This window comes from Streptomyces aureus, from assembly GCF_001418135.1.
GTDB lineage: Bacteria > Actinomycetota > Actinomycetes > Streptomycetales > Streptomycetaceae > Streptomyces > Streptomyces aureus_A.
The window spans coordinates 19,404-33,179 of sequence record NZ_LIPQ01000180.1; the positions used below are offsets into that span (position 1 = coordinate 19,404).

The window sequence follows — 13,776 nt, forward strand, 5'->3', positions numbered from 1 at the left end:
AGAACGTAAGCCCCGTCACACCTCGGAGCAAGACCGCCGCCGGGAAGCGGCGGGGTCGATCATGTTTCATACCCGAGTGGTCCACGTCGGACACGTACCGACACGTACCGGCACGTCCGGGCATGACGGAGACGTCCACGGACAGACCTCCCGCCCGGAGCGGGGCTCCGGGCCGTGCGAGGGTGCCCACCGGGCCATGTCGGAGCCTGCCCGACCCGGATCAAGCGCCCGCGAGGCCGGCCACGCGGAGGGCGTGCAGCAGATCGCCCTCGCGGGCCGCGGACACCGCTCGGGCGGCTTCGAGGAGTTGGGGTGCGAGCCCCCGCGGGTCCTCGGCCGCGAGGCGGGCCGCGTCCTCGGGGGCGCGGACCCGGACGAAGGCGGTGAGCAGCGCGTGGGCCTCGCGGTGGTGACCCTCGGCCCGCAGGGCGGCGCACGCCCCGGCGAGCTCCTCGACGGGGCGTGCCACGCCCTGGCGAAGGAGTTGATCGCAGTCGGCGGCCCGGCCCGCGTCGGCGAGCACCCCGGCGACGGCGGCGAGCCGGCCGGGCGGCAGCGAGGCCGCCTCCCAGAGCAGGATGGACCAGTCGGCACCGAGACCCGCCCGGTCCAGTTCCCCGGCGAGGGCCGGGAGCCGGGCGGGCGGCCCGCTGAGCGCCTCGCAGAGCAGGGCGTGGGCCTCGCCGCTACGGCCCTGGGCGCGGAGCCGCTGGAGCGCGTAGACCGCGTTGGCCGCGGCGCGGCCCGCCTCCGCGGGGTCGGCGTCGGAGCGTACGGCCGGGTCGGCGCCGCCGGGCGCGGCGGGCTCGGAAGGCTGGGCGGCGCCCCCGAACCGGGCCCCTCGCGGCGCCGCTCCCCCGGCGGGAAGTACGGGAACGAGGGCGGGTTCGGCCACCGGGCCCTGGTCCTCGGCACCGCCGTCCAGCCACGCGTAGCGCGCGCCGCGCGGGCGGCGCTTGGTCCTGGCGGGGCGGGCGGGTGGCCCGGCGGTCGGGGCCGGCGGCTCGGCAGGCGAGGCGGATGCCGTCGTCGCCGGCGGCGGAACGGGTCCGGGCGGGCCGGCCGTGGCGACCGGGGCCGGTGGCCCCTGGGTCGCCCCGTCCTCGCCCCACTCCCCCAGGCGTGCGAGCCGGGCCGTCAGGTCGGCGACCCGGGCGGTCGCCCGCGCGTGATCGTCTCGCGTCCAGGCCAGATCGTGCTCCAGGCGGGCCGTGTCGTCCGGGCCGGGAGCCGGGGTCGCGCGGAGCCGGTCGCTCAGTTCGCGGGCGCGGGACTCGGCGTACCGGCGTTCGCGGTCCATGAGCTCGCGGCGTCCGGCGAGCGCCTCCGCTCCGCCGGGGCGGCGGTCGTGGGCGGCGGTGGCCGCCGCGTACAGTGCCCCGCCCCGGAGGGCGAACGGCCCCCCGAACGGTTCGCCGGCGTCTTGGAGCAGCGACTCGACGATGTCCCAGGGCAGGATCTCCGTCCCGTCGAAGCAGGCCCGCAGCCCGTCCGGGTCGCGTTGCGCGAAGACGTCGTACCAGCCGCCGCCCGACGGGACGCGGCGCGTGAGCTCCGTCAGCCAGTGCCTGAACGTGGCGACTTCCACCGGGAGTTGATACACCGTCATGCGCTTCACACCTGCCCCGCCGTCGACTGGAACCTTCCGGTCCGCGGGTATTGGACCGCAGTCGTGTTACGGGACGACTACGGACCGTTTTCCTGCGCGTGCCCTCCCGCCCAGTTCACCCGAATCGCACGACGATCCCGGTATGCGGGCGCTTACCGAGCCGGACGAGCATGGCGGGCACGTCGGTCAGCCAGTACTGCCAGGTGTACTTGCGCGAGAGCAGCCCCCGGATCCGGCGCAGCTCCTCCCCCGTCACCAGCCGGCCCTCGCCGGTGAAACGCTCGGCGTCCTCGGCGATGTTGCCGCGCAGGTCGCAGACGGCGACCTCGACCCTGGGGTCGTTCCGCAGCCGCTTGACCTTCCAGGAGTCCGTGCGGGTCCAGGCGTACAGCTCGTCGCCGTCCACCGCGTACCAGACGGGTGTGGCGACCCCCGTGCCGTTCTTGCGGTAGGTGGTCAGACTGACGTAGCGGCCGCGCCGCAGCTCTTCGGGCATCATGCCCGGGAGCCTATGCCGGGGTCGGGCCGGAGGCGGGGGCCAGGGCCTCCCGGACGGCGAACGACTCCCCGCGACCGCGGCTCCGGACCCGGCCGCCGCTCCGGCGTCAGCCGCCCTGCGCGTAAGCGGTCCTGGCCTCGGTGATCTCCGGGACGTGGGCGCGGGCCCACGCGCAGGCGGCGTCGAGGGGGTCGATCAGCGACCGGCCGAGGGCGGTCAGCGCGTACTCGACGCGCGGCGGGTTCTCGTCGTACGCGGTGCGGGTGAGGAAGCCGTCGCGCTCCATGGTGCGCAGGGTCTCGGTGAGGACCTTGGGGGTGATCCAGTGGAGCGGGACGCGCAGCTCGGAGAAGCGGCGGGGCCGTCCGTCCTCCAGACAGCGGAGCACCACGGCGGTCCACTTGCCGCCGACGCGGATGGGCTGGGCGCGGTCGGAGCAGTCCGGGTCGTGGAAGAGGTCGGCGGGCAGCGGCTGGTTCATGCGCCCGAAGCTAGCCCAGTACCGTTGAAGTAACCAGGTGCTCCGGTTCTACGGTCCTGCCATGAGCAACGACATGAGCAACGGCGCGAGCAGGAACATCGTCGTCTTCGGAGCGGGTGGACGGGTCGGCCGCGCGGCGGTCGCGGAGGCGGTGGCCCGGGGTCACCGGGTGACGGCGGTGGTGCGCGACCCGTCGAAGTACGGTGATCTGGAGGGGACTTCGGTCGCGCTGGTACGGGGCGACGTCACCGACCCGGTCTCGGTGGCCTCCCTCGCGGCCGGCCATGACGCGGCCGTGAACACGTCGGTCCGCCTCGACGTCTCCTCGGAGGAGTACTTCACGACGGCGGCCAGGGCGCTGGTCACGGGCCTCGAAGAGGCGGGGGTACGAAGGCTGTTGACCCTGGGCATCGCCACGACCCTGGAGACGGAGCCCGGGGTGCGGATCATGGACGCACCCGGATTCCCCGAGGAGTGGCGGGTGTTCTCGCAGGGGCACGTGGCCGAGTTCGCGCTGCTGACCGCGGAGGCCGGGCCCGGGCTCGACTGGCTGATGGTCGTGCCGCCGCAGGACCTGAACGCGGAGGCCGAGGTGACCGGGGGCTACCGGACGGCCGTGGGCACGGTGATCGACGGCGCGGGCCGGATCGCCCACGCGGACCTGGCCCGGGCGCTCCTCGACGAGATCGAGATCCCGCGCCACAGCCGCGTCCAGCTGGCGGTCTCGGTCTAGGCCCTGTCGTCGAACTCCCGTCCGCCCCGCGACGACAGGGACCGGCGGACCTCGCGGGCCCGGCCCGATCGACATGACAATCCCCGGCGCCGGGCCCGGCCCTGGAGCCGCCCGGCGCCCGTCACTGGCCGACCCTGCCGTCGACGCACTCGCGCAGCAGGTCGGCGTGGCCGCAGTGGCGGGCGTACTCGTCGATCCGGTGCACCATCAGCTCCCGGATGGCGATCTTCTCCCGCCCCACGCGCGCACCCAGGTCCGGGTGCTCCGCCAGCTCGGCGTCGAGCGCCGCCTGCTCGCGCTCCAGATCGGCGAAAGCGGCGTCGACCACGGCCTGTTCGGCGACGGCTCCGTGGAAGTCCGCGTCCTTCTCGCCGTACAGCTTCGGCAGCGGTTCACCGTCGGTGATCCAGTTGCGCCAGTCCCGCTCCACCTCGGCGAGGTGCCGGACCAGGCCGAGCAGAGACATGGTCGACGGCGGGACCGACCGGCGGGCCAGCTGCTCCGCGTCCAGCCCCTCGCACTTCATCCGGAGGGTCAGGCGGAAGTCCCGCAGGCCGTCCCGCAACGTCGCGAGTTCACCCTCCGAGCCGGGACCTCCGTTGTTGTTGCGGGGGTCGTCGTCCGGGTCCGCCCACATGTCGGGGTAGACGGTCGCCGTGGTCCATCGCGCGGGTGCGTCGCTCATGCGTCGCATGATCGACGGTTCCGGTCCGCCGCGCCACCGAATTCCCGCGCACCCGGGGTGCGGGCCGTCAGACGGGCGCGAGCGCGCAGCGGACGACCAGCTCGTCCATGGAGAGGCCGAGGACCCGGGCGAGGGCCGCGACGGTGAAGAACGCCGGGGTCGGGGCCCGGCCCGTCTCGATCTTGCGGAGGGTCTCGGCGGACAGGCCGGCGGCCGCGGCGATCTCCACCATCGACCGCTCGCCGCGCGCTTCGCGCAGGAACAGGCCGAGGCGCTCGCCGCGCTCGCGCTCTTCGGGGGTCAGGGGTGTGCGCACCATGAGGCCATACTAATACCGGTATAGTAATTGGCATGGTGGAGATCAAGACGAACGAGAACCTGGCCGCGATGCGTGAGACGGGGCGGGTCGTGGCCCGCGCCCTCGCGGCCGTACGGGAGAAGGCGGCACCCGGTGTGCCGCTGACCGACCTCGACCGGGCCGCGCGGGAGGTCCTCGCCGAAGCGGGCGCCGGATCGCCCTTCCTCGGCTACCGCCCGGAGTGGGCGCCGGTGCCGTTCCCCGCGGTCGTGTGCGTCTCCGTGAACGACGCGATCGTCCACGGCATCCCGGACCACACCCGGCTCGCCCCGGGCGACCTGGTCTCGGCGGACTGCGGGGCCCTGCTCGGCGGCTGGGCGGGCGACTCGGCGATCAGCTTCACGGTCGGCCCGGCCCGGCCGGAGGACACCCGGCTGATCGGTGCGGCGGAGGAGGCCCTGGAGGCGGGCATCGCGGCCGCGGTCGTCGGCAACCGCATCGGCGACATCGCACACGCGATCGGCCGGGTGTGCCGCGCCGCCGGATACGGCATCCCGGACGGCTTCGGCGGCCACGGCATCGGCCGCACGATGCACGAGGACCCGGGCGTCCCCAACGAGGGACGACCGGGCCGGGGCATGAAGCTGCGCCACGGGATGGTGCTCGCGATCGAGCCGATGCTCATCGGGGGCGGCACCGACGACCACTACACGGCGCGCGACGGCTGGACGATCCGCACGGTCGACGGCTCGCGCGCGTCGCACGCGGAGCACACGGTGGCGATCACGGACGAGGGCCCGCTGGTGCTGACGGCGCTGTAGGACGCGGCGGGGGCACGGCAGGACGCACACCCACCGGAGGACGCACCGGACGCACGGGGGGGGACGCACACCCACCGGAGTACGCGAAGGACGCACGGGTGGGGCAGGCGTCCGCTGCGGGACGTGAAGGACGCGCGTCCCCCGCGGGACGCGGCGGGGGCACCCGCGTGCCCCCTCCCGCCACTACCTCCCCGCCGGCCTGACCACCATCGCCGACCCGCCGCCCCTGCGGACGGTCTCGGCCGCGGCCACCCAGCGGCCGTCCGGCAGACGCTGGACGCCGGTCGCCGCGCCGATCTCCGGGTTCTGCCGGAAGCCGTGCCCGATGGCTTCGAGTTCCGCCCTGACCGGGCTGTTCCACAGGCCGGGTTCGAGTTCGGTGGTGGCCTGGTTGCGCTGGCTGGCCCGCGGCGCGGCGATGGCGTCGACCAGCGGGAGGCCCCGGTCGACGACCCCGGTGAGGGTCTGGAGGACCGTCGTGATGATGGTCGCGCCACCCGGCGACCCGAGTGCGAGCACCGGCCGGCCGTGTCCGTCGAGGACGATCGTCGGCGAGATCGAGGAGCGCGGCCGCTTGCCGGGGCCGGGCAGGTTCGGGTCGTGCACGGCCGGGTTCGCCGGGGCGAAGGAGAAGTCGGTCAGCTCGTTGTTGAGCAGGAAGCCCCGGCCCGGCACGGTGATCCCGCTGCCGCCGGTGGACTCGATCGTGAGGGTGTAGGCGACGACGTTGCCCCACTTGTCGGCCACCGTGAGGTGGGTGGTGTTCTCCCCCTCGTACGTGGTCGGGGCCGACGTGCCACCACTCGCGCACGGCACCGGGCTGTTCGGGTCGCCGGGCGCGAGGGGGCTGGTCAGGGCGGCGTCGTCCCGGATCAGGCAGGCGCGCGAGTCGGCGTACCGCTGGGAGAGCAGCCCGCGCGTCGGCACGGACTCGAAGGCGGGGTCGCCGACCCAGCGGCCCCGGTCGGCGAAGGCGATGCGGCTCGACTCGATGAAGCGGTGCAGATAGCGGGCCGGGGAGGCGTTCGCGAGGTCGGTGCCCTCCAGGATGTTGAGGGCCTCGCCGACGCTCGTACCGCCGGAGGAGGACGGAGGCATGCCGTAGACGTCGAGACCCCGGTACGAGACCTTGGTGGGCTTGCGGAACTCGGTCCGGTACGCCGCGAGGTCACGTTCCGTCAGGTCACCGGACCTGACCTTCCGGGTGGCGCCCTCTCGGACGGGGGGCGTACGGACGGTGTTCACGATGTCCCGGGCCAACGGCCCCCGGTAGAGCGCGCCGACGCCCTCGCGCCCGAGCTTCTCGTACGTACGGGCCAGATCGGGATTCTTGAAGACCGAGCCGACGACCGGCAGCTGTCCGCCGGGCAGGAAGAGTGCGGAGCTTGCGGGGAAGTCGCGGAACCGCGCCTCGTTGCCCGCGGTCTGCGCGCGGAACGTGGCGTCGACGGTGAAGCCCTCGCGGGCGAGCCGCTCGGCGGGTTCGAGCAGGGTGCCGAGCCTCTTGCTGCCCCAGGCGTCGAGGGCGGTCTTCCAGGTCGCCGGGGTGCCGGGGGTGCCGACGCCGCGGCCGCTGGTCATCCCCTCCTCGAAGGGGATCGGCGCGCCGTTCTCCACGAAGAGGTTCGCGTCGGCCGAGCGCGGCGCGGTCTCGCGTCCGTCGACGGTGTGGACCGTACGCCTCTTCGCGTCGTAGTACACGAAGTAGCCGCCGCCCCCGATGCCCGCCGAGTAGGGCTCGGTGACGCCGAGCGCGGCAGCGACGGCGACGGCGGCGTCCACGGCGTTGCCGCCCTCGCGGAGCACCTCGACACCGGCGGCCGAGGCGTCGGCGTCCACACTGGCGACCGCGCCGCCGTAGCCGACGGCGACGGGTTCCTTGACGGGCGGTGGCGGTGCGGCCGGTGGGGCCGTGGGCGGGGCGGCGGCACCCATCGAGAGCACCGTCGCCGCGACGGCGAGAACGGAGACCTTGCCAGCGGCGGAGCGACGCATTCCCTACCTCCAGTCAATGACCGTCCGCGCAGCGTAACTTCCCCCTGCCCCTCCCGTCAGGACCGCCTCGAACAGGAGGCCGTTTCCCCGCTAGCATGCGCGCCCATGGACGAAGACCTGCGCAACATCGTGCTCGGGGTGCTCGCTACGGGGGTCAGCGCGTCGCTGGGCTGGCTGGGCCGCACGTACCTCTGGCGGCGGAAGCTCCGCCGGAAGCAGGAGTTCTTCGGCCTGCCGGGGAACTCGGAGTGCCTGCTCGTGGTGAACAGGGAGTCGGGTGGCGACCGCTCGGTCCACCGGTTCGACGTGTTCGCCCTCCTTGAGCTGTCCGCGCTGATCAAGGACTGCGGGGCGCAGGCCCGGATCCTCTCGCACGATCAGACCCATCAGGGGTTCGGCGACCGGACGGAGTTCTGTGTGGGCGGCCCCTACTCGAACCGGCGGATGGCCGCCCATCTGGCGACCCTGCTCCCGGGCATCGAGGTGAACGTCGAGGTCGAGCCGAGCGCGGACCGCGGGGCGTTCCTGATCGGCGGGGAGCGCTACCCCTCTGAGCCGGGGGTCAGCGAGTACGTGATCCTCGCCCGGCTCACCGCCGGGGAGGGCGGCCGGCCGGTGTTCCTCTTCTGCGGTCAGCGGGCCATCACCAACCAGGCCGCGACCCGCTATCTCGCCCGCCACTACGAGGAGCTGGCGCGCCTGCACCGCTCCGGGTCCTTCGTGGTGCTCCTGAAGGTCGTCAACTCGCAGGCGTACGGCCCCGATGTGGTGGATCTGGTGGCCGATGTCACGCGCGCGGCGCGGACGGTTCCCGTAGTCGCACCGGCAGCGACTTGACGCCGTTGATGAAGTTGGAGACGAGGCGCCGGGGTTCTCCGGCGCGTTCGACACCGCCGCAGGCCCGGCGCACCTCCTCGTGGAGCACGCGGAGCTGAAGCCGGGCGAAGTGCGCGCCGAGGCAGACGTGCGGACCGTCACCGAAGGACACGTGGGGGTTCGGGGTCCGGCCGAGGTCCAGTCGGTGCGGGGCGGGGAAGACGCGCTCGTCGTGGTTGGCGGAGGCGTGGAAGACGACGACCTTGTCGCCGCGGCGGATCGCCTGCCCGGCGAGTTCGGTGTCGATGGCGGCCGTGCGCCGGAAGGAGAGCACGGGCGGGTGCACGCGCAGGAGTTCGTCCACCGCGGTGTCGGTGTCCACCTCGCCCGCCCACAGCCTCCGCTGCTCGTCCGGGTGTTCGGCGAGGGCGAGGAGACCGCCGGGGGCGGCGCTGCGGACAGTGTCGTTCCCGGCGACGGTCAGCAGGAAGAAGAACATCTCCAGCTCGGCGTCGGCGAGTTCGGAGCCGGCGAGCACGCTCATCACGTCGTCGGCGGGATGCTCGCGCTTGTGGGCGGCGAGTTCCTGCGCGTAGTCGAACATCTCGGCGAGCATCGCGGGCGACCGCGGATTGACCGGTCGTCCCTCGTCGTCGAGGACGGGCGGCTCGTCGGGGTCCTGGTACGCGATGACCCGCTCGGTCCAGGCGTGCAGCAGGCCCCGGTCGCTCGGGGGCACTCCGAGCAGATCGGTGAGGTTGAGCAGGGCGTAGTCGTCGGTGACGGCCCGGACGAGGTCCACCTCGCCCCCGGCGTCGATCGCCCCGGCAAGCAGTCGGCGGGCCCGTTCGCGCGCGGTGGCGGCGAACCGCTCGATCCGCCCCGGGGTGAAGGCCCGACTGACGAGCCGCCGCAACCGGCCGTGTCCCGGAGGATCCTGATTGAGCATCATGCGCCGGATGAAGGGCAGGTCGGCGGGGTCGGGGTCGCGGATCTGGGTGGCGCCGAGACACGAGGAGTACGTGAGGGAGTCCTTCAGCACCCGGACGACGTCGGCGTGCCGGGTGACGGCCCAGAAACCGGAACCCGCGGGCCAGCCCAGGATCCCGGGCTCCGGCTGCCAGGCGACGGGCGCGTGGTCGCGCAGGTCGCGGAAGCGGTCGTGCGGGATCCCGGTCGCGTAGATCCGCGGGTCGAAGACGTCCGGTACGCCGCTCGACTCCTGCACCGCGCCTCCCAGTCAGGGGTGAAGACGTTTCCATCATGACAGGTCAGGGGCGGTTTTCGTAGGACTGATCGCACACTTCGACGGCCTTGTCCGGCCCCTCTCCGGATCCCAGAATCGCCGTCATGAATCACTCCGACAACGTCGATCACGACGCGGTGCTGCGGGCACGGACGATGCTGCTCGGATCCGACCGGCCGAGCACCTCCCAGGAGGTCCGGGCGTACCGGGTGCTCGCGAAGGTGAGCCCGGCGTCCTACCTGCCGAAGCTGGCGAGGGCGCTGGTCTCGTACGGGTACGAGGCCGGGGACCGGGACGACGTGGAACTGCGGCTCGCCCGCCACGCGGAGGCCGCGGACGCCGCCCGCCGCGTCGACGCCGACGAACCGAACAGGGCCGACGTGCTCTGCGGCGTCCTGAGCTCGTACCAGCGCACGTTGCTCACCGTCGGGCGGCGGGCCGAGGCCTTCGCGGTGTGCGAGGAGATGGCGGAGGCCGGGCGGCTCGCCTTCGCACGGGGCCAGGTGCGGAGTCCCGCGTACGGGCAGTGGCGACTGGCGACGATGCTCGCCGAGGAGGGGCGGCACGGGGAGGCGGCCGACATCCACGGCAGGGGCACCCCGTCGAGCTGGCTGGACTTCCACTTCTGGACCGCGGTCGAGTGGGCGGCGGTGCTGGACGCCGCCGGACGGCACGAGGAGGCACTGGCGACCTTCACGGAGCTCGTGGACCGCACCCGGACCGAGACGGAGGCCGAGGCGTACCCGCTGGCCGGCCTGGTGTGGGAACTCGTCCACCGCTCCGGGATGTTCGACGCCCGCGGCCGGCGGGAGGAGGCCGCGGCGGATCGACAGGAGGCCCTCCGGGCCCTCGCCCGGCTGGCGGAGTCGGGCGAGCCCGGCCGCCGGGGCAACGCCCGCTCCTGGTGGCTCACCCTGTTCGCCCTGTCGGGCCGGGCGGCCGAGCCCGCCGGGTCACGGGAGGCACCCGTGCCGCCTTTCGGTACCGAGTTCGGCCACTGGTCGCCCGACACGAAGGAGTCCTATCTCGGTGCGGTCTCCGCCCTGGAGACCCGGGTCGCCGAGCTGACCGGCACCGGCCGCCTTTCCGAGGCGGTGGAAGCGCATCACCGGCTGGTCCGGCGCTCCGCCGTCCTCCACGAACGGCACTCGCATCGGATCGAGGAACCCCTGCGCCCGCTCTTCGACGAGGGCGTGGCGCTCGCCCGGCGCGTTCCCGACGCGCCGGAGACGGTCGCCCGGTCCCTGACCGACCGCGCCATGTTCCTCGTCGCCGCCGCCCGCTACGGGGAGGCCCACGCGGACTTCGCGGAGGCCGTCGCCCTCCTGGACGGGGCCACGCGCGCATCAATCGTTACCCGCACGTAACTTACCGACCGGTTACCACGGGTAAGGCCTCGCGGTTACCGTCGGGTCACTTTCACTGCCCCCCATCAGTGCCCGTACTGCCGCCCCAGCAGTACCCCAGTGAGGAGTGACCCGTGCGACGCACACCCCTGTCCCTCGCCGTCTCGGCCGCCCTCGTGGCCGGGACGGCCCTCGGGCTCGCACCCGCCGCCCAGGCCGCCGAAGCCGGAGAGACCGCCGGCACCGGCATCCGCTTCGTCGACATCGTCGGGGAGGGCGGCACCGTCCTCAAGGCGAACGTCGTCACCCCCGCCGGGTCCACCGGCACCAGCCGCCACCCCCTGATCGTGCTGCCCACGAGCTGGGCCATGCCCCAGGTCGAATACCTCGTCCAGGCCAAGCTGCTCGCCGACTCGGGTTACGTCGTGGTGAGTTACAACTCACGCGGCTTCTGGCAGTCCGGCGGCGAGATCGAGACCGCGGGCCCCAAGGACATCGCCGACGCCTCCAAGGTGATCGACTGGGCGCTCGCCAACACCGCCGCCGACCCCGCCCACATCGGCATGGCGGGCGTCTCGTACGGCGCCGGGATCAGCCTGCTCGCCGCCGCGGCCGACCCGCGCATCAAGGCCGTCGCCGCGCTCAGCGGCTGGGCCGACCTCATCGAGTCCATCTACAGCGGCCGCACCCAGCACGTCCAGGCAGCCGCCCTGCTCGGCGGCGCCGGCTACCTCACCGGCCGCCCCGGTCCCGAACTCAAGCAGATCCTCGGCGACTTCCTCTCGTCCAACCTGGACAAGGAGGAGGACATGATCGCCTGGGGCCGCAAGCGCTCCCCCGTCGAGCAGCTGGACCGGATCAACGCCAACGGCGCCGCGATCATGCTCGGCAACGCCTGGGGCGACACCATCTTCCCGCCCAACCAGTACGCGAGCTTCTTCGAGAAGCTCACCGGCCCCAAGCGGCTTGAGTTCCGCCCCGGCGACCACGCCACCGCCGAGGCCACCGGCCTGTTCGGCCTGCCCAACGACACCTGGACCAGCGCGCACCGCTGGTTCGACCGCCATCTCAAGGGCGTCGACAACGGCATCGACCGCGAGCAGCCCGTCCAGCTCAAGTCCCGGTCCACCGGCGGCTACGAGGGCTACCCGGACTGGAAGTCCGTGCACGCGAACCAGCGGAAGTTCGACCTCGGCGGTACGCAGCGGGTCTGGGCGAACATCGACTCCGGCGCCAATGGCGGCATCACCCTGCTCACCAACGCCCTGGACCAGTTCCTCCGCATCCCGCCCGTCGTCTCCGTCCCCCTGCTCCCCCGTGCCTTCGCCGGCGTCTGGCATTCGGAGCGGTACGACACCCCGCAGCGGGTGCGCGGCACCGTGAAGGTGCACACCACCGTCACCTCCACGAAGGAGAGCGGCACCCTCGTGGCGTACCTCTACGACGTGGGTCCGCTCGGCGTCGGCAAGCTCGTCAGCAACGCCCCGTACACCTTCCACGACCGGCCCCCGGGCAAGGCGTTCGGCGTCGATCTGGAGCTGTTCTCCACGGCGTACGACGTCCCGGCGGGGCACCGGCTCGCGCTGGTCGTCGACACCGTCGACCCGCTCTACATCGAGCACAACCCGACCGGCGCGCAGCTGACCTTCTCCTCCCCCTCGGCCGACCCGTCGTACGTGTCGGTACCGCTGCGGAAGGAGTGATCACCGGCTGCTGCCGGGCGGGTGCGGCCCTCGCTCGCTACTGCGGTCCCGGCAGCAGCGTCTCTGGTTCGGCCGGAGCGACGTCCACGGCCTTCGTCTTCGGGCTGCGGCGCTCCCTGCGGGCCACCCAGGTGGCGAACCAGGAGAGCAGCATGCACATCCCGATGTAGATCGGTGAGATCACCAGGACGACCGGGATGAACGGCAGGTCGTAGTCCAGGTTGGAGGCGATCAGTTTGCCCGCGTGGAGGAACTCCTCGTAGGTGATGAGGAATCCGAGCGAGGTGTCCTTCAGGGCGACCACCAACTGGCTGATGATGGCCGGGAGCATCGCGCGGACGGCCTGGGGCACCAGGACGTAGGTCATGACCTGCGTCTTGCGCATGCCGAGGGCGTACGCGGCCTCGCCCTGGCCGCGTGCGACGGCGTGGACGCCGGTGCGGAAGACCTCCGCGAGGACGGAGCCGTTGTAGAGGGTCAGTCCGGCGACGAGTGCGGGCAGTGCCTGCACCTTGAGTGCCACGAAGATGAAGAAGATCATCACGAGGACGGGCATGGCACGGAAGAACTCGACGAGGAGGGTCGAGATCCAGCGGAGCACCCGGTGGTCGGAGAGGCGTCCGGTGGCGAGGAGCGCGCCGAGGGCGAGCGACAGCACCGAGGCGTAGGCGAAGGCCTTGAGGGTGTTGCCGAGCCCTTCGAGCAGCAGCTCCTGGATCCCCTCGTAGAGGAAGGGCGACCACTTGGTGGACGTGAACTGGTCGTTGTCGAAGAGGAGATGGAGGATCCAGCCGGCCAGCGCGAGGATCACCACGGTGGACGCGACGCCGTAGAGGAGGTGGCGCCGCCGGGCGTGCGGCCCGGGGATGTCGTAGAGGGCGGTGGAATCGGTCATCGGGCGACTCCCCAGCGCTTCTCGAGGACGTTGAAGAGGGCGCTGATGGTGAGGGTGATGATGAGGTATCCGACGGCGATCCAGACGAAGGTCCAGACGATGTTGTAGCCGAGCTCGCTCAAGGTCTTGTAGGTGCCCAGGAGTTCGGTGACGCTGAACGCGCCGGCGATGGCCGAGTTCTTGGCGAGGGCGATCAGGGTGGAGCCGATCGGCGGGATGACCGTACGGAAGGCCTGGGGCAGGACGACCGTGCCGAGGGACTGGCTGAAGCTCATCCCCAGACTGCGGGCGGCCTCGCCCTGGCCGCGCGGCACCGTGTTGATGCCGGAGCGCAGCACCTCGCAGATGAAGGCCGAGGTGTAGCAGCCGAGCGCGAGGACCGCGAACAGCTCGAAGGGCAGCACGAGTCCGAACCGGGGCAGACCCAGCATGACGGCGAAGAACAGCAGGGTCAGAGGGGTGTTGCGCAGCACGGTCACCCAGACCGTGCCGAAGACCCGGAAGGATCCCACGGGCGCGACCCGGAACGATGCCATCAGGAAGCCCAGGACGAGGGCCAGCGCCGAGGCGTAGACGGTGAGTTCGACGGTGCCGAGGAATCCCTCGGCGTAGAGCGAGAAGTTGTCCGTCAGGACGTCCATGTCGGGAG

General features: G+C 72.6%; 14 protein-coding genes. 5 read left to right on the top strand and 9 right to left on the bottom strand.

What is annotated here, in order from left to right:
• Nucleotides 1-220: 220 nt before the first annotated feature.
• The 3 genes from AOK00_RS16805 to AOK00_RS16815 all read right to left on the bottom strand — a co-directional run bounded on the left by AOK00_RS16805 (nucleotide 221) and on the right by AOK00_RS16815 (nucleotide 2,589).
• The gene (locus AOK00_RS16805; RefSeq protein WP_055601119.1) at nucleotides 221-1,609 is read right to left on the bottom strand and encodes a hypothetical protein; all 1,389 of its coding nucleotides are present in this window, start codon (nucleotides 1,607-1,609) and stop codon (nucleotides 221-223) included.
• Nucleotides 1,610-1,724: 115 nt separating this feature from the next.
• A complete protein-coding gene (locus AOK00_RS16810) occupies nucleotides 1,725-2,108 on the bottom strand; it encodes a PPOX class F420-dependent oxidoreductase (protein WP_055601120.1) in 384 nt (127 codons plus the stop codon).
• Between the two features lie 106 nt (nucleotides 2,109-2,214).
• Nucleotides 2,215-2,589, bottom strand: coding sequence for a winged helix-turn-helix transcriptional regulator (locus AOK00_RS16815; RefSeq protein ID WP_055601121.1), 375 nt, complete (start codon nucleotides 2,587-2,589; stop codon nucleotides 2,215-2,217).
• Nucleotides 2,590-2,650: 61 nt separating this feature from the next.
• On the opposite strand from AOK00_RS16815, the gene AOK00_RS16820 reads away from it, so the two are divergent.
• The gene (locus tag AOK00_RS16820; protein ID WP_055601122.1) at nucleotides 2,651-3,322 is read left to right on the top strand and encodes an NAD(P)-dependent oxidoreductase; all 672 of its coding nucleotides are present in this window, start codon (nucleotides 2,651-2,653) and stop codon (nucleotides 3,320-3,322) included.
• A gap of 121 nt (nucleotides 3,323-3,443) precedes the next feature.
• Here the strand turns inward: AOK00_RS16820 and AOK00_RS16825 are convergent, their stop codons facing one another.
• Both AOK00_RS16825 and AOK00_RS16830 read right to left on the bottom strand, forming a co-directional pair.
• Complete coding sequence (locus tag AOK00_RS16825) at nucleotides 3,444-4,016, bottom strand: DinB family protein (RefSeq protein WP_055601123.1); 573 nt, start codon at nucleotides 4,014-4,016, stop codon at nucleotides 3,444-3,446.
• Nucleotides 4,017-4,074: 58 nt separating this feature from the next.
• Complete coding sequence (locus AOK00_RS16830; protein ID WP_055601124.1) at nucleotides 4,075-4,326, bottom strand: helix-turn-helix domain-containing protein; 252 nt, start codon at nucleotides 4,324-4,326, stop codon at nucleotides 4,075-4,077.
• 32 nt (nucleotides 4,327-4,358) lie between these two features.
• Between AOK00_RS16830 and map the strand changes: the two genes are divergently transcribed.
• The gene (gene map / locus AOK00_RS16835; RefSeq protein WP_055601125.1) at nucleotides 4,359-5,126 is read left to right on the top strand and encodes a type I methionyl aminopeptidase; all 768 of its coding nucleotides are present in this window, start codon (nucleotides 4,359-4,361) and stop codon (nucleotides 5,124-5,126) included.
• A 183-nt stretch (nucleotides 5,127-5,309) separates the two neighbouring features.
• Here the strand turns inward: map and ggt are convergent, their stop codons facing one another.
• On the bottom strand, nucleotides 5,310-7,121 hold the full coding sequence (ggt, locus tag AOK00_RS16840) for a gamma-glutamyltransferase (protein WP_055601126.1): 1,812 nt from the start codon (nucleotides 7,119-7,121) through the stop codon (nucleotides 5,310-5,312).
• Nucleotides 7,122-7,226: 105 nt separating this feature from the next.
• On the opposite strand from ggt, the gene AOK00_RS16845 reads away from it, so the two are divergent.
• A complete protein-coding gene (locus AOK00_RS16845) occupies nucleotides 7,227-7,958 on the top strand; it encodes a hypothetical protein (RefSeq protein ID WP_055601127.1) in 732 nt (243 codons plus the stop codon).
• Here AOK00_RS16845 and AOK00_RS16850 read toward each other — a convergent pair.
• Nucleotides 7,909-9,165, bottom strand: coding sequence for a cytochrome P450 (locus tag AOK00_RS16850; RefSeq protein WP_055601128.1), 1,257 nt, complete (start codon nucleotides 9,163-9,165; stop codon nucleotides 7,909-7,911). The two genes, AOK00_RS16845 and AOK00_RS16850, sit on opposite strands and share 50 nt — an antisense overlap.
• Nucleotides 9,166-9,287: 122 nt before the next feature.
• Between AOK00_RS16850 and AOK00_RS16855 the strand changes: the two genes are divergently transcribed.
• Together AOK00_RS16855 and AOK00_RS16860 are read left to right on the top strand one after the other, a co-directional pair.
• A complete protein-coding gene (locus AOK00_RS16855) occupies nucleotides 9,288-10,550 on the top strand; it encodes a hypothetical protein (RefSeq protein ID WP_055601129.1) in 1,263 nt (420 codons plus the stop codon).
• Nucleotides 10,551-10,663: 113 nt separating this feature from the next.
• Entirely contained in the window at nucleotides 10,664-12,232 is a 1,569-nt protein-coding gene (locus tag AOK00_RS16860) for an alpha/beta fold hydrolase (RefSeq protein ID WP_055601130.1), read from the top strand.
• A gap of 37 nt (nucleotides 12,233-12,269) precedes the next feature.
• On the opposite strand, the gene AOK00_RS16865 is transcribed toward AOK00_RS16860, so the two are convergent.
• Nucleotides 12,270-13,127 carry an amino acid ABC transporter permease gene (locus AOK00_RS16865; protein WP_055601131.1) on the bottom strand — a complete coding sequence of 286 codons (858 nt, stop codon included), beginning with the start codon at nucleotides 13,125-13,127 and terminating at the stop codon, nucleotides 12,270-12,272.
• The gene (locus AOK00_RS16870; RefSeq protein WP_055601132.1) at nucleotides 13,124-13,768 is read right to left on the bottom strand and encodes an amino acid ABC transporter permease; all 645 of its coding nucleotides are present in this window, start codon (nucleotides 13,766-13,768) and stop codon (nucleotides 13,124-13,126) included. The genes AOK00_RS16865 and AOK00_RS16870 overlap by 4 nt, the downstream gene beginning before the upstream one ends.
• Nucleotides 13,769-13,776: the final 8 nt, after the last annotated feature.